Origin of the sequence: Glycomyces harbinensis (genome assembly GCF_900101745.1) — a bacterium.
Classification (GTDB): Bacteria; Actinomycetota; Actinomycetes; order Mycobacteriales; family Micromonosporaceae; genus Glycomyces; species Glycomyces harbinensis.
The window spans coordinates 59,302-80,698 of the sequence record NZ_FNAD01000005.1; the positions used below are offsets into that span (position 1 = coordinate 59,302).

The 21,397-nt window shown below is 72.2% G+C and carries 16 protein-coding genes; 7 read left to right on the forward strand and 9 right to left on the reverse strand.

Going from position 1 to position 21,397, the window contains the following annotated elements; translation table 11 throughout:
* Positions 1 to 10: 10 nt before the first annotated feature.
* The gene (locus BLQ63_RS10220; protein WP_091032986.1) at positions 11 to 340 is read right to left on the reverse strand and encodes a hypothetical protein; all 330 of its coding nucleotides are present in this window, start codon (positions 338 to 340) and stop codon (positions 11 to 13) included.
* A gap of 448 nt (positions 341 to 788) precedes the next feature.
* On the opposite strand from BLQ63_RS10220, the gene BLQ63_RS10225 reads away from it, so the two are divergent.
* Both BLQ63_RS10225 and BLQ63_RS10230 read left to right on the forward strand, forming a co-directional pair.
* The gene (locus BLQ63_RS10225; RefSeq protein ID WP_091032989.1) at positions 789 to 2,837 is read left to right on the forward strand and encodes an RNA degradosome polyphosphate kinase; all 2,049 of its coding nucleotides are present in this window, start codon (positions 789 to 791) and stop codon (positions 2,835 to 2,837) included.
* Positions 2,837 to 3,715, forward strand: a complete 879-nt coding sequence (locus BLQ63_RS10230) for an NUDIX hydrolase (protein ID WP_091032994.1) — start codon at positions 2,837 to 2,839, stop codon at positions 3,713 to 3,715. The genes BLQ63_RS10225 and BLQ63_RS10230 overlap by 1 nt, the downstream gene beginning before the upstream one ends.
* A gap of 381 nt (positions 3,716 to 4,096) precedes the next feature.
* Here the strand turns inward: BLQ63_RS10230 and BLQ63_RS10235 are convergent, their stop codons facing one another.
* Positions 4,097 to 7,171, reverse strand: coding sequence for a glycoside hydrolase family 3 protein (locus tag BLQ63_RS10235; protein ID WP_091032997.1), 3,075 nt, complete (start codon positions 7,169 to 7,171; stop codon positions 4,097 to 4,099).
* A 170-nt stretch (positions 7,172 to 7,341) separates the two neighbouring features.
* Here BLQ63_RS10235 and BLQ63_RS28370 point away from each other — a divergent pair, with 170 nt between their 5' ends.
* Positions 7,342 to 9,885, forward strand: coding sequence for an Hsp70 family protein (locus BLQ63_RS28370; protein WP_091033002.1), 2,544 nt, complete (start codon positions 7,342 to 7,344; stop codon positions 9,883 to 9,885).
* Entirely contained in the window at positions 9,882 to 10,418 is a 537-nt protein-coding gene (locus BLQ63_RS10245; RefSeq protein WP_218125190.1) for an SRPBCC domain-containing protein, read from the forward strand. Before BLQ63_RS28370 ends, BLQ63_RS10245 begins: the two co-directional genes overlap by 4 nt.
* A 199-nt stretch (positions 10,419 to 10,617) precedes the next feature.
* Here the strand turns inward: BLQ63_RS10245 and BLQ63_RS10250 are convergent, their stop codons facing one another.
* From BLQ63_RS10250 to BLQ63_RS10260, 3 genes are all read right to left on the reverse strand, one after another.
* Positions 10,618 to 11,628, reverse strand: coding sequence for a chaplin family protein (locus BLQ63_RS10250; protein ID WP_091033006.1), 1,011 nt, complete (start codon positions 11,626 to 11,628; stop codon positions 10,618 to 10,620).
* A gap of 315 nt (positions 11,629 to 11,943) precedes the next feature.
* Complete coding sequence (locus BLQ63_RS10255) at positions 11,944 to 12,363, reverse strand: hypothetical protein (protein WP_143014838.1); 420 nt, start codon at positions 12,361 to 12,363, stop codon at positions 11,944 to 11,946.
* A gap of 448 nt (positions 12,364 to 12,811) precedes the next feature.
* Positions 12,812 to 13,606 (reverse strand): DedA family protein, encoded by a 795-nt coding sequence (locus BLQ63_RS10260; RefSeq protein ID WP_218125191.1) that lies wholly within the window; start codon positions 13,604 to 13,606, stop codon positions 12,812 to 12,814.
* A gap of 213 nt (positions 13,607 to 13,819) precedes the next feature.
* On the opposite strand from BLQ63_RS10260, the gene BLQ63_RS10265 reads away from it, so the two are divergent.
* On the forward strand, positions 13,820 to 14,971 hold the full coding sequence (locus BLQ63_RS10265; protein WP_091033014.1) for a flagellar basal body-associated FliL family protein: 1,152 nt from the start codon (positions 13,820 to 13,822) through the stop codon (positions 14,969 to 14,971).
* A 27-nt stretch (positions 14,972 to 14,998) separates the two neighbouring features.
* On the opposite strand, the gene BLQ63_RS10270 is transcribed toward BLQ63_RS10265, so the two are convergent.
* The 4 genes from BLQ63_RS10270 to BLQ63_RS10285 form a co-directional block, all read right to left on the reverse strand.
* Positions 14,999 to 15,847 carry a hypothetical protein gene (locus BLQ63_RS10270; protein WP_143014839.1) on the reverse strand — a complete coding sequence of 283 codons (849 nt, stop codon included), beginning with the start codon at positions 15,845 to 15,847 and terminating at the stop codon, positions 14,999 to 15,001.
* Between the two features lie 206 nt (positions 15,848 to 16,053).
* The gene (locus BLQ63_RS10275) at positions 16,054 to 16,413 is read right to left on the reverse strand and encodes an ArsR/SmtB family transcription factor (RefSeq protein ID WP_091033022.1); all 360 of its coding nucleotides are present in this window, start codon (positions 16,411 to 16,413) and stop codon (positions 16,054 to 16,056) included.
* Between the two features lie 534 nt (positions 16,414 to 16,947).
* Positions 16,948 to 17,967, reverse strand: coding sequence for a LacI family DNA-binding transcriptional regulator (locus BLQ63_RS10280; RefSeq protein WP_177154868.1), 1,020 nt, complete (start codon positions 17,965 to 17,967; stop codon positions 16,948 to 16,950).
* Between the two features lie 34 nt (positions 17,968 to 18,001).
* On the reverse strand, positions 18,002 to 18,868 hold the full coding sequence (locus BLQ63_RS10285) for an HAD family hydrolase (protein WP_091033032.1): 867 nt from the start codon (positions 18,866 to 18,868) through the stop codon (positions 18,002 to 18,004).
* A gap of 287 nt (positions 18,869 to 19,155) precedes the next feature.
* On the opposite strand from BLQ63_RS10285, the gene radA reads away from it, so the two are divergent.
* A complete protein-coding gene (gene radA / locus BLQ63_RS10290; protein WP_091033035.1) occupies positions 19,156 to 20,562 on the forward strand; it encodes a DNA repair protein RadA in 1,407 nt (468 codons plus the stop codon).
* Positions 20,563 to 20,992: 430 nt separating this feature from the next.
* Entirely contained in the window at positions 20,993 to 21,319 is a 327-nt protein-coding gene (locus BLQ63_RS10295; protein ID WP_091033038.1) for a hypothetical protein, read from the forward strand.
* The last annotated feature ends 78 nt before the right edge of the window (positions 21,320 to 21,397 follow it).

The following is a 21,397-nucleotide window of genomic DNA, read 5'->3' on the forward strand; positions in this document are numbered from 1 at the left end:
CCCGGCCCGGTCAGGGCCGGATCCGCGGCGGCGCCGGTTCGTCGGGGAGCGGCTCCCCGGAGTCCGGGTCCTGCGGTTCGGACGGCTCGTCCGGGATCGGGTCGCCCGGGCCGGGTCCTCCCGGCTCGTCGGCGACGTCCGGTTCCTCGGCGGCCAGCTCCTCGTCCAGGGACGGGCCGCGGCGCTCCTCCTCCGGCGTCATGCCGAAGGCGGCGGCCTCCCGGTACCCCTCGGCGTTGAGGATGTCGTCCTCGAGCGACTCCTCGTTCTCCTCCTCGTCGTCGATGAAACCGAAGGTCTCCTGCTCACCCGCCGCGTACGGCGTGTTCTGGTCGGACATCGCAACCTCCCTGCTCGGTCCTCTCGGGCCATGATCGCGGCATACCCGCCGCGGCGCGGGGTATTCGCGCGTTCGGGGGCCTCGGGCGGCCAGGAGGTGAGGGGGACGGCCGGTTCCCGGCCCCGGGACGGGTCCAGAGCGCACCGGGCGGCCGACGCCGCCCACGGGGGCAGAGTCGGGCCCGCGCAACCTGGAGGACATCTTCGAGCGCGTCCGCCGCGGCCCCGGTGCACCGCGCCGGGCCCGTCTTCGCGCGATCGCGGGGCGCCGCCGCCGCCGGGGAGGGGCCGACCTGCTCCGCGAGCGTATCGGCGGCGCCGCCGGGCGGGGCCCGACCGCGCCCCGACGGACGTGATCCATTTTGGTCACGGCCTGTGATCTCATGATCGCGAGTGAATTTCAAGGCACGTTCACCGCAGGTTCACTTTCTTCGTTAACCTTGTGATGTATGACGAATAACGACCCTGTTCCCCTCGTAGAGGCCGGTTTGCCGCCCGACCGGTTCCTCGACCGGGAAGAGAGCTGGCTGCGGTTCAACGGCCGGGTCCTGCGCCTGGCGCAGTCTCCCGAACTGCCGCTGCTCGAACGGGTCAGATTCCTCTCGATCTTCTCCAACAACCTCGACGAGTTCTTCATGGTCCGCGTCGCCGGGCTCATGCGCCGCCTCGCCACCGGCCTGCCCGTGCGCACCTCCTCGGGCCGCTCGCCCCACGCGCTCCTCAACCGCATCGCCCGCCTCACCCACCAGCTGAGCCTCGAACAGGCCGAGTACTTCCGCGACGAGATCGCCCCCCTCCTCGCCAAGGAGGACATCGCGATCGTCCGCTGGGCCCACCTCGAGGACGCCGAGCAGGCCCGGATGCACGAGCTGTTCCGCACCCGCATCTACCCCGTGCTCACCCCGCTCGTCGTCGACCCCGCCCACCCCTTCCCCTACATCTCCGGGCGGTCCCTCAACCTCGCCGTCCAGGTCCGAGACCCCCGCAACGGCGTCAGCCGCTTCGCCCGCGTCAAGGTCCCGCCGCTCCTGCCCCGCTTCATGGCCGTCGCGCCCGGGCGCTTCACCCCACTCGAGGACGTCATCGCCGCGCACCTCGCGCAGCTGTTCCCAGGCATGGAGGTCCTCGGCCACCACACGTTCCGCGTCACCCGCAACCAGGACCTCGAGATCGACGAGGACATCACCGAGAACCTCCTCCAGACCCTCGAACGCGAACTGCTGCGCCGGCGCTTCGGGCCGGTCGTGCGCCTCGAGGTCGAGGACACCATCGACCCGCGCGTGCTCGACCGCCTCACCGCCGAGCTCGGCGTGGACGAGGAGGCCGTCTACCAGGTCCCCGGCCCGCTCGACCTCGCCGGGCTCGACGCGCTCGCCGACCTCGAGCGCGCCGACCTGAAGTACCCGCGCTTCCGGCCCTCCGAGGCGGTCCTGCCGCCCGACGCGGACCTGTTCGCGGTCATGCGCGACCAGGACGTCCTCGTCCACCACCCCTACGACTCGTTCACCGCCTCGGTGGAGCGGCTCATCGAGGAGGCCGCCGCCGACCCGCAGGTCCTGGCGATCAAGCAGACCCTGTACCGCACCAGCGGCAAGTCCCCCATCGTCGACGCGCTCATCAGCGCCGCCGACGCCGGGAAGCAGGTCGTCGTGGTCGTGGAGATCAAGGCGCGCTTCGACGAGCAGGCCAACATCGACTGGGCCCAGAAGCTGGAGCAGGCCGGGTGCCACGTCATGTACGGGATAGTCGGCCTCAAGACGCACTGCAAACTCGCGCTCGTGGTGCGGCAGGAGTCCGACGGGACCCTGCTGCGCTACAGCCACGTCGGCACCGGCAACTACCACCCCACGACCGCGCGCCTCTACGAGGACTTCGGGCTGCTCACCACCGACCCGAAGGTCGGCGAGGACGTCAACGCGGTCTTCAACCACCTCACCGGGTACTCCCGGGACGAGGACTACCACCGGCTGCTGGTCGCCCCGCACTCCCTGCGCAAGGGCCTCATCGAGCGGATCGACCGCGAGATCGAGAACCACCGCATGGGCCTGCCCGCGCGGCTGCGGTTCAAATGCAACTCGCTCACCGACGAGGGCATCATCGACGCGCTCTACCGGGCCTCCCGGGCCGGCGTCGAGGTCGACCTGTTCCTGCGCGGCATCTGCGCGCTGCGCCCGGGCGTGCCCGGCCTGTCCGAGAACATCCGAGTACGCAGCGTCCTGGGCCGCTTCCTCGAACACTCCCGGGTGTACGTGTTCGAGAACGGCGGCGACCCGGAAGTATGGTTGGGCAGCGCGGACCTCATGCACCGCAACCTCGACCGCAGGGTCGAGGTGCTCGTGCGGGTCGAAGGGGACGCCCACCGCGCGCAGCTGACCTCGCTGCTGGACCGCGGGATGGACACCGACATCCGGACCTGGAGGCTGGGCCCGCTGGGCCTGTGGACCCGGGAACGGGGCGGGGGCGACCTCCAGGAACAACTCATGCAGGAGCACCGTTGATGCAACCCGAGATCTTCGCCGCCGGCGCCGTGCTGTGGCGCCCGGGCGAGGACGGGCCGGAGCTGGCCCTCATCCACCGGCCGAAGTACGGCGACTGGACCTTCCCGAAGGGGAAGCTCAAGCGCGGCGAGCACCTGCTCGCCGCCGCGCAGCGGGAGGTCTTCGAGGAGACCGGGATCCGGCCGGTGCTCGGACGCCCGCTCGCGCCCTCCTTCTACGACAAGGAGGGCCGGCTCAAGCGCGTCGACTACTGGTGCGCCACGCCCGCCGCCGAGGAGGCCGTGGGCGAGGCGGTGGACCCCCGGGAGGTCGACGACCTCGAATGGGTCCCCCTGGCCGACGTGTCCGACCGGCTCACGTACGAACGGGACCAGCCGGTCCTGGAGGACTTCTCCCGCGAGGCCGCCCGCGACACGGTCCCGCTCATCTTCATCCGGCACGCGCTCGCACTGTCCAAAGCGGACTGGTTCGACCAGGACGAGCTGCGGACCCTCAACCAGCGCGGGCGCGAACGGGCCCAGCAGCTCGAGGTGCTCCTCTCGGCCTTCCCGACCGGGCAGGCGTTCAGCTCCACGAGCGCCCGCTGCCTGGAGACCCTGCTGCCGTACTGCGCGGCCGAGGGCATCGCCTTGACCGGCCTGCCCGAGTTCACCCCCGGCACCGCCAAGCCCGGTGACGCGACGGCCCGGCTGGACGAGGTCATCGCCTCCGGGAAGCCCGCGGTCATCTGCGGGCACGGGGAGAGCATCGACGAGCTGGTGGCCTACGCGAGCGGGAGGCTCGGCACCCCGGTCCCCGTGGGCCCCTTGGAGAAGGGCTCGTTCGTGGTCTTCCATACGTTCGAGGGCCGCCTGGTCGCCACCGAAGTGCACGACTGAGGCCCTCCCGGGGTCGGTACTGCCCGGGCCGTGGCCCGGTGGGATCTGTTTCGTTGCGCGTGTTCGATGCGGTCGGTCTGGCGCGCCTGTTGTTCTGGCCGGTGGGGTGTCGGGCTCGGCCGAGCCCGACACCCCACCGCCGCTCCGCGGAGGAGCCGGCACCGGGCGGGGACCGCGCGCGGGTGGATTCCCGCGCGCGGCCGCGGTATGGCGACGTTCGCGAATACCCTCTTGTCGCCGCCATCCCGCCGGTGCCGAATGGCTGCTTTTTTGCTATCTATGCAACACGAAGCGCCACCGAACGGCAACAGAAAGTTCGCCGCCTGTGGATAACTTCGTCGTCCTCAGCGTCTCAGCTGCTCAGTCGCCTGTGGATAACTCCTACCGGGTCAGGCGGATCGATTCGACGTAGACGCCCCCGGCCCGGAAGCGCAGGAACAGGTGCTGCGTGCCCGCCGCGCCCTCGAGGGGAGCGGCGACGTCGGTGAAGGCCTGGCGGTCGCCGGTCTTCGGGACCTCGACCTCCGCCAGGAGCGGGCCGTCCGGGCCCGCGGCGCGGACCTCGATCACCGGGTCGGCCAGGTCGGCCCATGCCGCTCCCGTTGTGGCCGTGCGCAGTTCGATGCCCGTGGCACCGTCGAGGGCTACGTTGGTGAAGCCCACGTAGTCGCCCGCCCGGCGGGACGCCGTCGAGTGGTAGCCGCCCTCGCGCTTGAGCGTGTGCAGCTTCGAGACCTCCCAATAGGTCACGCCTTGCGCGATCGTGGCCTTCTCCCAGACGTTGGCCGCCTCCGAGAGGTCGAGCGGGGCGATCGTCTCGCCCTCGATGCGGATCTCGGCCCCGGGCCCCGAGCCGTTGCCCGCGACGACCGCGTACGTGCCGGTCTCCACGACCCGCCTGCCGTTCACCACGTCCCACACGAACAGGTCCTGCGGGTCGACCGTGATCGCGACGCGCCGCGTCTCGCCCGGGGCGACGTCCTTGACGCGCTGGAAGCCCGCGAGCTGGAGCCCGGGCACCTGATCGCCGTACACCGAGTCCTTGGACGCGGCGTAGACCAGCGCGACCTCGTCGCTGGTGCGGTCGCCGGTGTTGCGCAGGTCGAACGAGACCTGGAACGGCGTGCGGGCGTCGGCCGACGCCGGGACGTCGAGCGCGCCGTATTCGAACGTCGTGTACGTCAGGCCGTGCCCGAAGGCGTACACGGGCTCGGCCTGCGAGTAGCGGTAGGTGAGCCCCGCCGCGATCACGTCGTACTCGAGCATGTCGACCTCGTCGACCCGCCACGGCTCGGTGTTCGGGCCCGGCTTGGGCAGGGAGGCCGTGTCGGCCAGCCAGGTCGAGGTGAGGCGCCCTGCCGGCGCGTAGTCGCCCGCCAGGGCCTCGGCCAGGGCGGTGCCGGCGGCCTGGCCGGCGTGCGAGGTGTAGAGGATCGCGGCGACGTTCGGGTCGGCGGCGATGTCGCCGATCGCCAGGGGGTAGGCCGAGACCACGACGACGACGGTGCGGGCGGGTTTGGCGGCGGCGACGGCGCGGACGAGGTCGGCCTGGCGCGGGGCGAGGTCGAGGCCGGGCCGGTCGAAGCATTCGCGGGCGTTGACGAGCGGGTGGTTGCCGACGAAGACGACGGCCCAGTCGGCTTCGGCCGCGACGGCGGCGGCCGCGGCGGGGCCGTCCTCGACGAGGGTCTCGGTGAGTTCGGTGCCGTGGTCGCCCTTGCTGAGCGGGAGGGTGCCGTCGGCGGCGAGGCGGGGGCGGTAGGGGCCGTCGGGTTCGGAGGGGACGTGGTTCATGCCGAACAGGTCGGCGGTCTCGGCGCCGCGCACGTAGTGGAAGTTCTGGTGGGTGAACCAGGCGTTGGCGTCGATCATCGCGTCGTCGTCGGCGCGCAGGAGCGGGCCGGTCGCCTCGCCGGAGGCGCCGGCCTGGTTGGCGAAGCTGGCGGGGCCGTCGTCCCGTTGGAGGAGGTTCGCGGCGATGAAGCGGCCGGTGCCGTTGTGGCGGAACATGTGCTGGTCGTGGGCCCAGTCCCAGACTTCGAAGGTCTCGTCGTCGCCCAGGGTGTCGGCGGTGGCGGCGAGGGCGCCGTCGTCGCGGACGGTGACGTATTTGCCGCCGGCTTTCCAGGCGATGCGGTCGCCGCCGGTGTGGTGGGTGAGGTCGGGGAATCGTTCCTTTAGCGCCGCGAGGGGGGTGGTGCGGCGTTCGGCGGGGACGAGGGGGCTGTAGTAGTCGCGGAGGTTGAGGTCGGCGAGGGGGCCGAGGACGGCGATGCTCGCGTTGTCGGGGAGCGGGAGGGCGCGGTCGGCGTTCTTGAGCAGGACGAGTTGTTCGCGGGCGGCCTGGAGGGCGAGTGCGGCGGCCTCGGGGCGCAGGTGCGGGCGGGGGTCGGCGGGGATGCGGTTGTACTCGCAGGCGTCGCCGTCGAGGAGGCCGGTGCGGACGAGGAAGGTGAGCCAGTCGCGGGCGGCCCGGTCGATGTCGGCGGCGGTGAGGCCGAAGAGGCCGCGGCGGACGGCTTCGGCGGCGCCTGCGACGAAGGGCAGGTCGGAGCCGTCGTGGAAGTGGGTCTGGCCGGCGTGGAGCATGAGGCCGGAGGCGTAGACGCCGATCTCGTCGCGGTCGATGTCGCGGCCTTCTTCGGCGGCGAGGGCCTTGGGGTAGGGGAGGTCGGCGTCGGGCTGCTCCCAGGTGTCCCAGGGGGCGCCCTTGGCGGTGTGGAGGTTGACGCCGTCCCAGCCGTCGGGGAGGAAGAAGAAGACGCCGTCGGGGGTCCATTCGTCGCGGAGGGTCGCCAGGATCGGGGAGATGATCGAGGGGACGCCGTTGACGAGGTTGTAGGCGGTCATGGCGCCGTGGACGGCGCCGGCCTCGACGGGCTTGCGGTAGGGGACGGCCTGGTACTCGTGGAGGGCGCGCACGCTCATGGACGCGGAGGTGCGGTGGCGGTGGTATTCGTGGTCGTAGCCGAGGAAGTGCTTCATCTGGGGGAGGATGCGCACGTAGTCGGGGTGGCGTCCGCGCAGTCCCCAGGCGTAGGCGGTGGTCATGGCGGCGACGTGGAGGGGGTCTTCGCCGAAGCCCTCTTCGAAGCGGCCGGCGAGGGGGTTGGAGCGGATGTCGGCGACGGGCCCGAAGCCGGCGTAGACGCCGGTGTCGCGGGCGCGGGTCTCGTGGGAGACGACGTCGCCGATCTGTTCGAGCAGGTCGGTGTCCCAGGTGGCGCCGAGGCCGATGGCCTGGGGGAAGAGGGTGGCGTCCGCGTGGTGGCCGGAGCCGTGGAGGACCTCGTTGAACCGGTTCTGGAGTGCGGGGAGGGTGAAGCCGTCGGCGAGGACGGTCTCGGGGACGCCGTTGAGGCAGGCGGCCTTCTGCTCGTCGGTCATGAGGGCGAGGAGGGCCTCCACGCGTTCGGCGACGGGCCGGTTCGGGTCGAGGTAGTCGGGAGCGCTCATGCTCGTCCAATCGGTCGGCGTCTGATGTGATACCCCGACATTACGACGGACGACCGAACTAATTCAAGTGAGTTGAGGCGAGACCCGCATGAGCGCCCGGACACACCAGCGCACGGCAGGGCACGGCGCGAGGCCGCACCGTCCTACGCCGGTTGGTTACGATTCTCCCCATGAGCCCCGGCCCCCAAGGAACTTCGCTCGGCGTCGACTTCGGCACCTCGCACACGATCGCGGTCGTCCGCCGCGCCGACGGGAGCGTGCGACCGCTGCTGTTCGACGGCGCGCCGCTGATGCCCTCCGCGGTGTGCGCCGACCCCGACGGCGGGCTCCTGGTCGGCCGCGACGCCGTCCATTCGGGACGCCGGCACCCGGAGCGGTTCGAGCCCAACCCCAAGCGACTCATCGACCGCCCCTCCACGCTCCTGGGCGAGCGCGAGTACCAGGTGGCCGACCTCATCGCGGCCGTGCTCGACGCGGTCGCCGACGAGTGCCGCCGCGTGGTCGGGCACCCCGCGCAGGTCACCCTCACCGTCCCGGCCGAGTGGGGCCCGGCGCGCCGCCGGGTCGTCGAGGACGCCGCCGCCCGCTCGGGCCTGGGCCAGGTCCGCCTCGTCCCCGAGCCGGTCGCCGCCGCCACCTACTACGCCGAGGCGCTCAAGCACCGCATGGCCGTGGGCGCCTCCATCGTCGTCTACGACCTCGGGGCGGGCACCTTCGACGCGAGCGTGGTGCGCCGCACCGGCGACGGCTTCGAGACCGTCGCCCTCGACGGGCGAAGCGACCTGGGCGGCCTGGACATCGACGCGGCCCTCATCGAGCACCTCGGCGTCACCTACGGCACCCGCGACGGCTGGAAGCGCCTGATCAACCCGACCACGATCGAGGAGCGCCGCCACTTCCGCGAGTTCCAGGAGGAGGTCCGCAGCGCCAAGGAGCGGCTCTCGCGCCATCAGCAGGCCGACATCGCGATCCCGCTGTTGGACGTCGAGGCGCACCTGACGCGCACCGAGCTCGAGCGGATCGCCGCGCCCCACCTGGAGCAGACCATCCGGGTCACGCAGGCGGTCATCCGCTCCGCGGACCTGGACGTGGCCGACAGCGCCGGGGTGTTCCTCGTGGGCGGCGCCAGCCGCATGCCCCTGGTCGCGACCATGCTCCACCGCTCGCTCGGCCTGGCCCCCACCGTCCTCGACCAGCCCGAGGTCGTCGTCGCCGAAGGCAGCGTCCTGTGGACGCAGGCCGGCCCGGGCACCGCCACCTTCCCCCTCCAGTACCCGGCGACGCCGGCGGCGAGCGCCTACGCCCCGACCGCGCTCACCCCGCACGCCTCGCCCCAGCAGGCGCCCCCGCACACCGAACCCGCAGCGCCCCAGCAGCTTCCGTCGGCTCCCTACCGGCCCACCCCGCAGGCCGCGCCGTCTCCGCAGGAGGCGCGGAACGCCGCGCCCGTCTCGCCCCCGGGCACGAACTACCAGCCGCCGCGGCAGGACCCGGGCCGGGCCCTGCCGCCGCGCGCGCAGCAGACCCCGCCGGTCGCGGTGTCCGGCGGCGACGACCCGCCGCCGCGGACCGAGGCGCAGCGCCTGCGCGCCAGGCGCGTCGGCAGGCGCCTCATCGCCGGGTTCATCGCCGTGGACCTGGTCATCATCGCGGGCCTCGCCTGGTACTTCAACCGCGACAACGGGGACGACGACTCGGGCGGCTCCTTCGACGTCGAGGCCGGCGGCTACTTCGACGCGGACTGGGATCCCGCCGTGGCCGGCACCATGGTCAGCGAGGCCGTCGGCGCCCACGACGGCGCCGTCATCTCCTTCGCCGCCGTCGACACCGAGGACGGGCAGATGCTCTTCTCCGCCGAGTCCGACGGCACGATCAAGCAGTGGTCGATGGACGCCGGCGACCTCGTGAGCACCTACACCGTGGAGGACGGCATCGACCGGATCGAGGCCACCGCGACCTCCGAGGGCGAACCGATGATCGTCGCGGTCGACCACGGCTACTCCCCGCACGTCTGGACGCCCTCGACGCAGGAGTTCCGCTACTCGGGCACCCCGGAACTGGCCGGCGACGTCGGCCGGATCGCCGTCGGCATCGACGACGGGACACCGGTCCTGGGCATCCTCAACGAGGAGTCGTTCGAGCTGTTCGGCATCGAGGGCGGGGGCACCTTCGGCGTCAGCCCGATCCCCGGCAACAACGGCTGGCCGAACTTCTTCACCTCGACCGAGGGCGGGTATACCGGCCTGGTCGCGGTGGACCCGTCCCACCGGCTGTCGGAGATCGACAGCTCGGGCGCGGGCATCGTGGGCTACCTCGATGACACCGGCGACTGGCCCGAGGACGTCGCGGTGGCGGCGCTGCGCGTCGTCTACTACGACGGCGCCGCGCACGCGATGATGCTCGGCGAGGACGAGACGCTGTACTTCTGGAACCTCGAGACGTACGAGCCGGCGTTCAACCCGGTCCTGCACGCCGGCGCGGGCGACCGGTTCCACGACCGGATCCTCGACACCGAGGCCGGCCCCGCGTTCATGTACGTCGACGCCGCGGCCGACGCCTACCTCCAGGACTTCGCGGCGTCCGAGCCGATGCCCCTCGACAGCGCGACCACCGGGGACGTCACCGGCCTGGAGGACCTCACCGCCAACGACCAGCGGATCGCCGTCACCGGCGACGCGGACGGCAACATTCAATTCTGGAGTCTGGGACTGTGATCATCCTGGTCGTCGCGGCGGTCATCGTCGCGGCCGCAACCGCATACGCCATCTGGGCCATGGGCCAAGAGCGCCGCATCGAGACCACCGTGCGCCTCGACGCCCGCGCGAACGAGGTCTGGGCGGTCCTCACCGACTTCCCCGCCTACGGCGAGTGGAACCCGTTCCTCACCGCCGTCTCCGGCCTCCTCGCCGAGGACGAGCGCCTCGACGCCACCTTCACCCAGGCGAACGGGAAGACCAGCCGCTTCCGGCCCCGGGTCCTGCGCGTCTCCCCGGCCCGCCAGATCCGCTGGCTCGGCAAGCTCGGCCCCGGCGGCCTGTTCGACGGCGAGCACTACTTCGTGCTCGCCCCGCAGGAGGACGGCACCACCGTCCTCACCCACGGCGAACGCTTCACCGGCGTCCTCGTGCCGCTCCTGGGGCGGCTCCTGGCCGACACCGAGCAGGGCTTCACGGCGATGAACGACGCGCTCGCCGCCCGCCTCGCGGCCCTCGGCGACGGCCCGGACGGCGACGCCCTCGACGACTGAGCCTGGCCGCGACCGCAACCGGCGCGTTTCGACCCCGCCCGGTTCGACCCTGCGCGTTTCGACCCCGCCCGGTTCGACCCTGCGCGTTTCGACCCTGACGCGACGGATCGCGCCGCGGCAGGTGCCGCGGCGCGATCCGCCTCATGCAGTCCCCCGGAACCGGGCTGCGCCGCAAACGGCGCGCCCCGGCCTCCGCGGTTTAGCCCAGCAGGCCCGCGCCGGCCAGTTCGGTCGCGCCGGAGACCGTGTCGGCCGCCGAGCCAGCAACACCTTCGGAGGTGGTGTTGCTGACCAGGCCGCCGGTCAGGCCGCCGACGACGGGCACGTTCGAGGCCACGCCGCCGACCGTGTCGAGACCGGGAACGGGGAGCGCCTCTTCGTTGAGGTCCACGTCGGCCGCCTCGGCGGTCGCGAGCTCCTTGTGGCTGTCGTGGTGGTCGTGGCCGCCGGGGATCTCCGCGTCCGAGCCGCCGTCGCACGAGGCGCTGGCGTAGCCGAGGATCGCGATGGCGTTGCCGCACACGTTGATCGGGGCCTGGATCGGGGCGAAGACCTGGTTGCCGTTGCCGAGGCCGACGTTGTCCTGCGTGGTGAGGTCGCCCGCACCGGCGTAGTCGGCGTCGGCGCCGCCCTCGCAGCCCGCGTCCGAGACCCCGCCGATGGCGACGGCGTTGCCGCAGGCGTTGATCGGGGCCTGGATCGGCGCGAGGAGCTGGTTGCCCGACAGCGCGCCCCAGTTGTTCTGGGTGGTGGTGTCGTGGCCGGTCGACTCGGTCGTGCGCCCCGACTCGACGGTGCCGGATTCGAGCGTGGCGCTGGAGCCGCCGTCGGACCAGCCGTTGGCGACGCCGCCGACGGCGGCGGCGATGGCCGAGACCTCGACCGGCGCCTGGATCGGGGCGAAGACCTGGTTGCCGTTGCCGAGGCCGGTGTTGTTCTGCGTGGTGAGGTCGCCCGCACCGCCGAACTCGGCGGTGGAGCCGCCCTCGCAGCCGGCGTCGGCGGTGCCGAGGACGGCCGCGGCGACGCCGCAGATGTTGATGGGCGCCTGGATCGGCGCGACCACCTGGTTGCCCGACACGGCTCCGACGTTGTCCTGCGTGGTGACGTCAGGACCCCAGGCGTGAGCGGTGCCGGCGCCGGCGACGAGGACGGCCCCCGCAGCGACGAACCCGGTCTGCGCGGTCTTGCGTGCCCATGAGTAGTTCACGAAGTTTCACCTTTCAGGGAAATCGTTCTTGCTGTTCCATCACGTGTCCCCCGTGAAGCTCCGTGGCTCCAATAGCTTTGTGCGCGTTCGAGAAGGCGGGCTGGGTCTCGCCTGAACGGGGTGCATTGAAACCGGGAGAGTTATCGATTCGGCGGCGGGCCGCCCGGGCGGCGCGTGCCCCGGCCGCGTTCGCCCCCTGCGACGGTGCACCGTCGCGGGGAGGTCGTGCGGTCTGGAGCGCGGCCGGACCCGGGCGGGTCCGCGAGCCGTGGTCGGCCGCCGGCTCTGCGAGCGAGGCGGCCGGTCGTGTACGCCCTAGAAGGGCAGCGGGACCGGAAGGCCGCCGCCGAGGCCGCTGAGCAGGTCGCCCAGCGGGTCGCCCGCGTCAGCGGGCTGGTCCTTGTCACCCTTGTCCGGGTTGACCTGGTCGACGGTCTTGTCGACGTCCTTGGCCTCGGCGTCGGGGCCCGAGGGCATCACCGCGCCCAGGCCCGGGATCGCGTCGACCGGGATCGCGTTGAGCCCGGGCACCTTGTCGGTGACGCCGCCGGCCAGGCCGGTCACCGCGTCAGGAGAGACCGGGAGCCCCCCGAGGGCTTCCGGCGTCGCCATGACCAGGTCGTCGGCCGATTCCTCGACGTCGGCGGTCCCGGCGGCCTGAGCGGCCGTACCCGCGAGCAGCAGAGCCCCCGTGGCGAGGCCTCCGACGAGGCCCGCCGTACGCGCAGTGCGCATCTTCATCTGCTTTGTTGCCTTTCTCCGTACCGCGGAGCATTGGTCGGCGCTGGGGAAGCAGCACGAATCGACCGCCGCGCGGTGCAAGATCGCTGAATTGTCAGTCGTTCACCAGCGGGTCGGGCAGTACGTTCGCCGTGGGGCGCCCGCTGCTGCCGACGGCGGCTCTCAGCCGCGACCTCGCCGGCTGGATCTCCGGCGGATCGAGAACCGCTCTCGCTGTCCGGTGGACCGGTGACACTCCGGCCCGGCCGCGTCGGGTTGGTGACGCGGCCACCCTGACTAACTGGAGTGGCACGGAGGCGGTTACGCCCAGACGCGAAGAAATTCGAAAAAGATGCGTTGTTGCGGCCCCTGAATGTGGGGATGACTCATATGCCCGTTCCGGACGCGAAGCGGCCCTCCACGCGAATGTGAAGGGCCGCAACTCGAAAGAAGGATCAGGCGCTCATCGGCGCCACTGCTCGTGGCCGTTCGGCGGCGCGGCCTGCGGGTACGGCTCCACCTTGCGCAGGATCATGGTGTCCGTGCGCCCCGCCCCGCCGTCCCGGTCGCCGCCGCCGCGCCTCTTGCGGATCAGCTTGACCGTGCGCGCGACGACGAACCACAGGAAGAGCGCTCCGATGACGCCGAGCACGAGCTTGGAGAGGATGCCGGAGTACTGGTCGATGATCGGCTGGATCGTCGGCCCGAACGCGAAGCCCAGGCCGATCCAGATCGAGTTCCACACCACCGACCCGACGAGCGTGTAGCCCGTGAACTTCCAGAAGGGCATCTTCTCGATGCCCGCCGGGACCGAGATGGCGCTGCGCACCAGCGGCAGGCAGCGCCCGGCCAGGACCGCGATGCCGCCCCATCTGGCGAAGACCTTCTCCGAGCGCTCGAAGTCCTTGAGCTCCAGCAGCGGAACCTTCTCGAACAGCCACCGGGTGCGCTCGCGGCCGAACGCGTAGCCCACGTAGTACAGGATGTACGCCCCGAGCATCGACCCGATCGCGGCGCAGAGCATCACCAGCCAGAAGTTCATCTTGCCGTCGTAGGCGAGGTATCCGGCCACCGGCAGGATCAGCTCGGAGGGGATCGGGGGGAAGACCGACTCGATCGCGAGGGCCAGGCCCACCCCGACCTCGCCCAGGCTCTCCATGAGCCCGAGCACCCACTGGATGAAGTCGCCCTGCCCTTCGGCTTCGGGAATCTCAGTCGACGCGGTGGCCATTGCCAGGCCTTGGCTGAGGAAGTTCACGCCGCCAGCGTATCCGGCTCGCGTTCGGCCCCGCTTCGGTCGTCTGACCGACTCCCGCGCACCCGCTCGGGGCCGCCGCCCGACCCGTCGCGGCCGGGTGTCGCGCGATGTGCGGGCCCGGGCCATACTTAGTGGTAATTCCGCGCTTCTTACGGCTCGCACGCACACCGTCGGCCCGATCAGCGCTGTCGGATCGCAGTTGGAGGGGCTTCGATGAGCCGCACGGTCGGGCCGTACCGGGACGTCGCGACCGCCCGCGTCGAAGGCGCCTACGAGCTGTGCGAGGGCCAGGACGAGAACGGACGCCCCGTCCAGATCCTCACCCTCGGATCGACCTCCTCCAAGGACCCGGCCCGCCGCGGCCTCCTGTCCGACACCGTCGCCTGGGCCTACGCCACCGCCGGACCCGAGGACGCCCCGATCCTCGTCGCCGACCTCGAAGCCGAGCAGCCGTACGTGGTCGTCCTGCGCGACGCGCGCCTGCGCGGCGCCGACCGCATCATGGACCGGCTCCTGGCCCTCGGCCCCGCCACCGGGCCGCTCCCGGTCGGCCCCGCCGCCGCGGCCCAGCGCGCCGCCCACCAGCTGGCCGCCGCGCAGCGGTCCGCCGCGCCCGCCTCGCCGTCGGGCCCGCCCTCGCCGCCCATGTCGCCGCCGGTCATCATGATCGCCCCGCCCAAGAAGCGCTCGCAGCTCAAGCCGATCCTCATCGGGATCGGCTCGGTCGTGGTCATCCTCGCGCTCGTCGTCGGCTTCTGGGTCCTGCTCTCCGGCGGCGACGCCGACGAACCGGACGGCTCGGTCGCCGAGGACACCGGCTCGGCCGCGCTCGACGAGGACGCCGGCCAGCCCACCGAGGGCGCCGAGGCCGAGGAGGGCGACCGGACGCCGCACTGGGACGCCGAGGCGCCCTCCGAGCGCGTCGGCGGCACCGTGTTCGACGAGAACGCCGACACCCAGGTCATCGCCTACGAGAACTGGCCGTTCGCCTTCAAGGTCCCCGCGGGCTACGCGTGCGTGCAGGACGGGCAGTCCGCGGTGTGCACCGCCGGCGAGTCCGACTCGGCGATCACCGTCGGCTGGGAGGAGTGCCGGGGCGAATGCCCCGAGGCCGCCCGCGAGGCGATGCGCGAGGCGCTGCCCTACCAGCCGCTGAGCAACCTGGGCAACGGCGACATCGGGCTCGCCGAGCGCACCGAGGTGTACGGGCGCTGGCGCGGGTCGATGAGCGTGTTCGTGACCTCCTCGGACGGGGCCTTCCACGCGTTCACGAGCGCCGACGTCGAGACCGACCGCACCGAGGAGACCTGGCAGGTCTTCAACGACGTGCTCAACCAGGCGATGGCGCGCACCGAGGCGTCTTAGCGGTCCGCGACCGGACCGCCGAGGGCCTCAGTCGCCGCGTCCGTCCCAGGCGGTCAGCGCCGCGTCGATGATCTCGGTGGACGAGGGCGCCGGCTGCGGGATGGCGCCGCCGAGGCCGTGCTGTGCAAGCAGCTCGAGGTAGCGCTCGCTCGCGTAGGAGCGCAGGAGGTTCTGCGCGGCCTCCTGCTCGTCCTCGGACAGGCCGGCGCGCACGAGCATGGGGTATTCGAACTGGGCGACCTGCGCGGACCCGGTCGGGATCTGGAGTTCCGCGCCGCCCGCCGCGTTGGCGGCGGCGACCTCGGGGGCGGACATGACGGGGGTCCCGTCGCCGCCTTCGACGGTGTGGCCGTCCACGCCGAACAGGATGATCCACATCAGGCTCGCGGCGTGGGCGCGGGGGTCCTGGAGGGCCACGTCGGCCTCGTCGGGGAGGAGGTCGTCGGTGCCGGTCCCGGCGGGCACGGCCATGCCGACCGCGGCGGTGGCGGTGGACTCCTGGAGGACGTCCCACTGCCCGGGGAGGTCGGAGCCGGGCATGTTGCGCCACAGGGCGGTCTCGGGGACCCACACGTCCGCGTCGGACGCGCCGATGTCCCCGGAGGCGACGGCCTCGACGGTGATGTCGGCGCACACGTCGGAGCCGCGCGAGGGGGCCCCGCCGCCGGCGGCGACGAACTCCTCGATGACGGCGGCCATCTCCGGGGCCGCGGCGACCGTGAGGTCGACCTCGGTCCCGCAGGACTGCACGTGCGCGATGGCCGCGTTGAGCGTGTAGGCCGTTACCGGCGCGAAGACGGCGAGCAGGGCCACGCCGCCGAGGAGGCGGCGTCCCTCTTTCGAGAGGCGCCCCCGTCTGCGGTGAATGCCGGCCATGTGACGAGTGTATGACTTGGCGGGAGCGCAGTCGAGTTCGCGTTTTTCAGTTATCCCATGCGGACCGTGAGCGACAGCCCTTGCGGGGCTGCGGGACGGCGTCCCCCGCCATGGTCTCGGCCGGGGTCCGGCTCAGGCCGACCCGGCGCCTCGCCAGCTGGTCGAGACCGGTTCGGCGCCGGTCGGCCGTTCGCGTCCGCGGGGCTTCAACGGCGCCGGGGGCGCCGCTTCGGCGGCGTCAGCAGGTCGGCCACGATCCGCATCGTCTCGGGGACGAGGCGGAAGTAGGCCCACACACCGCGCTTGTCGCGCTGCACGACCCCGGCCTCGGCCAGGATGCGCAGGTGGTGGCTGACGGTCGGCTGCGACAGCCCGAGCGGTTCGGTGAGCTCGGCTACGCATGCCTCCTGCTCGGGAGCCGCTTGGATGAGGCTGATGAGCTGGAGACGGTTCGGATCGGCGAGTGCTTTGAGGACACCCGCGATGCGCTCTGCGTCGGATTTGGAGAGCGTTTCGCCGCTGACCGGCGAGACGGGAGTCTCAGCCTCGACGGTGACTCGCACCATGATCGTGTTCCTTCCGGATTGGTTCCAGTCGGTACTGGATCGGCCGCACTGCCATTAATCCAGTTCCAACCCTGAATATGCCCTCGCGTTGTGGCCGGGCGGTAACGACGACGCTTCCGGCTCGCAAAGGGTTTCGGTTCCTATGGATCGCGAGGGGACTGCACCAAGTTCCGCTTCGGATCCACCGCCGAGATTACGCCTGCTCCGCCAGTGGGGGCTACCGCCGCCACGGGATCGGTTCGCAGGCCACAGGATCGTTTATTCAGTTAATACCAGGCTACCAGGAGTTATATCTAAATTCCCCTATATTTAAGCGGTTGCCGCATGTTCGGTGAGAGCCGATTCACGTGCCGACACGAATCGAAGTCCCAACATATAGAACATCCCTGATCATGGAGCTTAGCGCGAGGCGCGCCGGATTGCGGCCCGCATATGTTTCGGCGCGGTTACATGGGCTTGAGAATCCACACATTCGAGAGGGTCTGACATGAAAAAAGGACGGGGCCGCCGGCCCCGTCCGCGTCGCATTCCCATTCAGTCCCGGGGGCGGGCGGTGGATCCGCGCTCGATGAGCTCGGCCTCGACCATGAGCTCCTCGGGGTAGTCCTCGTCCTCGACCAGCGCGGCCTCCAGGGCCTTGACGCCCATGTCGTGCAGCGGCAGGGCGACCGTGGTGAGCGAGGGGGTGAGGTCGCGCACGACCGGGATGTCGTCGAAGCCCGCGACCGAGACCTGCCCGGGGATGCTCACGCCGCCTTCGCGCAGCGCCGTGCACAGGCCGGTGGCCTGCACGTCGGAGGTCACGAACACCGCGGTGGGGAGCTTGTCGCCGTCGAGGAGGCTGCGCCCGGCCTGGTAGCCGCCGTCGCGGCTGAACTCGGCGGGGACGTGCACGATCTCGGCCTCGTCGGGCAGGGCCGACAGGAAGCCCTCGCGCCGTTCGCGGACGACCTGGAGCTGCTCGGGCCCGGCGACGACGGCGAAGCGGCGGTGGCCCAGTTCGGACAGGAACCGCGCCAGGGCGGCGGCGCCCTCGCGGTTCGCCGGGCGCACCACGCGCCCGGGCAGTCCCGGCTGGCCCACGCTGACGACGGTGGCGCCCAGTTCCAGCAGGTCCGACAGGTGCTCGGAGAGGCGCTGCTCGGCGGCCTTGTCGGTGGTGCGCGAGCCGGCCACGATGACCGCGCGCGGCCGGTAGCCGCGCAGCGAGTCCAGGTGCTGCACTTCCGAGTCGGGGTCGATGCCGGTGTCGGCGATGAGCACGCGGACGTTGCGGCGGGCCGCCTCGGCGAGGACCCCGCCGGCGATCTGGCCGAAGTAGGGGTCGGTCACGTCGTGCAGGAGCAGGGCCACGGTCTGGGACGTCGCGCGCGCGAGCACCTGGGCGCCGACGTTGGGGGCGTAGCGCAACCGGCGGGCCGCCTCCCGCACCCGTTCGCTGAGCTGGTCGCTCACCCGGTGCGGGGAGCCGTTGAGCACGCGAGAGGCGGTGGCCACCGAGACGCCGGCGGCTCGGGCGACATCGGCCAGTCGGGCCGGTTGTTTGCGTTCCATCTCGCTGAGGCTACTCATCTGCGGAAAGCGCTGCTCAAGCGGTCCTCAGGCGCCGTTCTCTCCACACTCGCCACACCACATACGCCACGGCAGCAACGCCGACGCCGGCGGCGGCGACCTTGACCGGACTGGGTCCGGACAGGGGCTGGCGCAGGGCCACGGGGCGCCGGAACGTCAGCTGCGGCCACCCCTCCTCCTGCGCGAGGCGGCGCAGTCCGCGGTCGGGGTTGACCGCGCGCGCGAAGCCGACCGCCCGCAGCATCGGCTCGTCGGTGATCGAGTCGGAGTAGGCGAAGGAGGCGCCGAGGTCGATGCCGCGCTCGTGGGCGAACCCGCGCATGGCCGCGGCCTTGGCCGGGCCGGCCGCGTAGAAGTCGATCTCGCCGGTGTAGCGGCCGTCGTCGCCGATGACCATGCGGGAGGCGATGACGTCGGTGGCGCCGAGCATCCGCCCGATGGGCGCGACCATCTCCTCCCCGGAGGCGCTGACGAGGACGACCGCGCGTCCCGCCGAGCGGTGGGCCTCGATGAGGGCGGCGGCCTCGGCGTAGACGGCCGGGGCGATGAGCTGGTCGAGGGTCTCCTCGACGATCGCGCGGACCTCGGCGGCGGGCCAGCCGCGCGAGAGCTCGGCGATGGAGTCGCGGGTGCGCGCCATCTGCACCTCGTCGGCCGAGCCGCCGAGGCGGAACAGCAGGTGCGAGTAGGCGACCTTGAGGACGTCGCGGCGCGCGAGCAGCCCGCCCTGGTAGAGCGGGCGGGAGAAGGCCAGGCTGCTGGCCTTCGCGATGATGGTCTTGTCGAGGTCGAAGAAGGCCGCTCCCGGACGCGACCGGGACGGCGCCAGAACCGGTTCGAGCGAGAGTGCCGGCGATCCGTTGATCGGCTCCGCTGCGTTCATGCCGCAAGTCTAGACACGGCGGCAACCCCGTTTCGACCTCTTGTCCCGCAGCGCCCGCGGTGTCGCACCGCCGTCCCGCGGCCGACCCCGAGGGGAGGCGCGGGGGGCTTTCGGCGGGCGCGCGGGCAGCGCCCGGGGGCCGGAGCGCGGGCCCCCGAAGACCAGGGTGCCCGCGGGGTGCGACAGTTCGGGCCCGCCGCGGCCCGGCCCGTGTCCGAGGCCACGTCCAGCGGGTACGGCCGCAATGGTTCACCGCGGCTGTCGGTGCCGGGCCGTAGGCTGGCGCCATGTCGAAGAGCCAGCGAATCGCCTACGCCTGCGGCGCGTGCGGAGTCCGCGTCCCCAAGTGGGTCGGGCAGTGCCCCGACTGCGGCGAGTGGGGGTCGATGGAGGAGACCGCCGCCCCGCCCCGGCAGGGCGTCGGCGGCGGCACCTCGGCCGCGCCGACCGCCCGGCGGCCGGCCAAGCCCGCGATGCGCATCGGCACCGTCTCCGCCGCGCAGGCCGCGAGCCTGCCGACCGGCATCGGCGAGTTCGACCGCGTCATGGGCGGCGGCCTCGTCCCCGGCGGCGTCACCCTCATCTCCGGCGAGCCCGGCGTCGGCAAGTCCACACTGCTCCTCGAAGTCGCCCACCGGTTCGGCGAGGCCGGGTACGGCAAGGCCCTCGTCGCCACCGGCGAGGAGTCCGCCTCGCAGGTCCGGCGCCGCGCCGACCGCACCGGCTGCCTCTCCGAGGAGCTCTACCTCGCCGCCGAGACGGACCTGGGCGCCGTCCTCGGCCACGTCGAGGACGTCAAGCCCGGGCTGCTCGTCCTCGACTCGGTCCAGACGGTCATCGCCCCCGACACCGACGGCGTCCCCGGCGGCGTCACCCAGGTCAAGGCCGTCGCCAGCGCGATCACCGCTGAGGCCAAGGCGCGCAACATGGCCGTGATCCTCGTCGGTCACGTCACGAAGGACGGCGGCATCGCCGGGCCGCGGGCGCTGGAGCACCTGGTCGACACGGTCGTGCACTTCGAGGGCGACCGGCACTCGATGCTGCGGCTGCTGCGCGGGGTGAAGAACCGGTTCGGGCCGGCCGACGAGGTCGGGTGCTTCGAGATGACCGAGGACGGGATCGTGTCGCTCGCGGACCCCTCGGGGCTGTTCCTCGACGACGCGCCGACGGAGCCGACGCCGGGCACGTGCGTGACGGTGACGATGGAGGGGCGCCGGGCCGTTCCGGTGGAGGTGCAGGCGCTGCTGGGGAAGTCGGTGAAGGACGGGGCGATTCCGCGGCACACGGTGTCGGGGCTCGACCAGGCGCGGTTGAACATGGTCCTGGCGGTGCTGACGCGGCGCGGGGGGATGCGCCTTCTGGACCGGGAGGTGTACGCGACGACGATCGGCGGGATCAAGGTGCGCGAGCCGGCTTCGGATCTGGCGCTGGCGCTGGCGCTGGTGAGCGCGGATCAGGAGATCGCGGTGAGCGCGGACCTGGTGGCGATCGGGGAGGTGAGCCTGACCGGGCAGGTGCGGCGGACGGTGAACGCGGACCGGCGGATCAGCGAGGCGGCGCGGCTGGGGTTCAAGTCGGCGATCGTGCCGAAGGGTTCGGTGTCGGAGCGGCACAGGGGGATCGAGGTGGTTGAGGTCGAGACGATCATCGACGCGAAGCAGGCGGCGGCGCGGGCGTGGGCGCGGCGCGGCTGATCGGTTGAAGGTCGGGGGTTCCGGGCCTGCGGTGCGCGGGTGAACGATGCTTCCGGTGAGCCCTTGACGGGCGGCGGCGGTCGCGGATCTGGGTGCGGAGCGGCTCGTGCCGCGGGCGCGGACCGCAACTGAGGCGGGTGCGGTCGGCGGCTTCGGCCGGCTTGGTTCCCCGAACGGGTGACCGTCGGCGGCCGGCGGGCCCGGATTGTCGGACCCCCGGGGCACCATGGAGAACCGGGGGGCCAACCCCGAGGTCCCGGTGGACGTTCGCGCTGCCCGGAAGGTGACCCGGCTCGCGGCCGTCGTGGCGCCCGTGCGGCGCCGGATCGTCGGACCCCGAGGGCACCATTGCAGACCGGGGGCCCGTCCCCGCGGGTCCCTTCGGTTTTCGGGGTGCCCTCGAGTGGAGCGGGGCTCTTACACTCGGTTCATGGAATTCCCCTTCAGCGCCTCGACGTTCGTGCTCGGCGTCGTCGCCCTCGGCGTGCTCATCAGCATCGGGCTGTCCTTGACGCCGCGAGCGCGCGCGGACAGGGCCGCGGCCCGGCTGCACCGGCAGGAGATGACCGAGCTGCGCTCGCGTGTGGCCGCCAACGCCCGCCGGACCTACGACAAGCAGTTCCGCGGCTCGGCCCGAAACGTCCACCGGCGGCGTTACTCGTCGCACTCGTCCGGCGGGGACGGGGGCGGGGGCGGCTACGGCGGCGACTCCTCTTGCGACTCGGGGGGCGGCGGAGGCGACGGCGGCGGGTGCTGACCCGTCCTCGGTCCGCGCGCCCGACGGCCGCTTCGGCGTCGCCGAGGGGGCGTTCGCGGGCCGCGGCCAGGCCGTCGA